The 1210-nt window shown below is 74.8% G+C and carries 1 protein-coding gene; it reads left to right on the top strand.

From position 1 onward, the window contains the following. A partial coding sequence (locus ACFW2E_RS47285) for an NACHT domain-containing protein (protein ID WP_384478466.1) occupies window positions 1-1210 on the top strand: 1210 nt, incomplete at both ends.

Here is a 1210-nt window from a genome sequence, read left to right on the forward strand (position 1 = left end):
CCGCGGGGGTGGGCCGCGCGCGTCCGGCGGGCCCGGCGCGGCATGCTGCTGGTGGACGGCATCGACGAGATCGCCGGCGACCGCCGCGCCGCCGCCCGGCGCTGGCTGCGCGAGCTGGTGCGGGCCTTCCCCGGGAACCTGTGGCTGGTCACCTCACGCCCGTCGGCCGTGCCGGACGACTGGCTGGCCGCCGAGGGCTTCGGCGAGCACACCCTCGCCCGGATGTCCCAGGACGACGTCGCCACCTTCGTACGGCGCTGGCACCGCGCGGCCGGCGGGGCGGAGTCGGTCGGCGAGTCACTGCTGAGGTCCGTGCGGAGCACCTCCGAGCTGAACCGGCTGGCCACCAACCCGCTGATGTGCGGCATGCTGTGCGCCCTGCACCGCGATCGCCGCGGCTTCCTGCCGCAGGACCGCAAGTCCCTGTACGAGGCCGCCCTGACCATGCTCCTGGAGCGCCGCGACCGGGAGCGCGAACTGCCCGGGCCCGAGGGGCCGCGACTGCCGTACGCGACCCAGGTGCAGCTGCTGCAGAAGCTGGCGTGGTGGCTGATCCGCAACGGCCGCCAGGAGATGGACCGGACCGAGACCCTGCAGCTCATCGGCCGTGCGCTGCCCGCGCTGGGCCTGGCGGACACCGGCGAGGAGGACGTCTACCGCGCGCTGCTGCTGCGCTCCGGACTGCTCCGCGAGCCCGCCGAGGCACGGGTGGACTTCCTGCACCGCACGTTCCGGGACTATCTGGGTGCCCGGCTGGCCGTGCAGGAGATGGATTTCGACCTGCTGGTCAACCACGCGGAGATGGACGACTGGGAGGACGTCGTCCTGCTCGCCCTCGCGCACGCCCGGCCCAGGGAGGCGGAGTACGTGCTGAGCCGGCTGACGGAGCTGCCTCACGCGCGCGGCAGTCTGCTGGCGGCCGCCGGGCTCCAGTACGTGGCGGAAGTCGACCCGGGGGTGCGCAAGCGGGTCGAGGCCGGGCTGCTCGCGCACGTGCCGCCGAAGACCTTCGACGCGGCGCGGGAACTGGCGCGCGCCGGGGGCGACCTGGTGCTGGGCCTGCTGCCGGGACCGGAAGAGACCGACCTCGGCCTGGCGGCCCGCGTGGTGGAGACCGCCGTCGGCGTGGGCAGCGAGGCCGCGCTGCAGTTCCTGTGCCGCTTCCGGGACCACCGCAGTTCCGGCGTGCAGCAGTCCCTCGCCGCCGCCT

This window comes from Streptomyces sp. NPDC058964 (genome assembly GCF_042741275.1).
GTDB lineage: Bacteria > Actinomycetota > Actinomycetes > Streptomycetales > Streptomycetaceae > Streptomyces.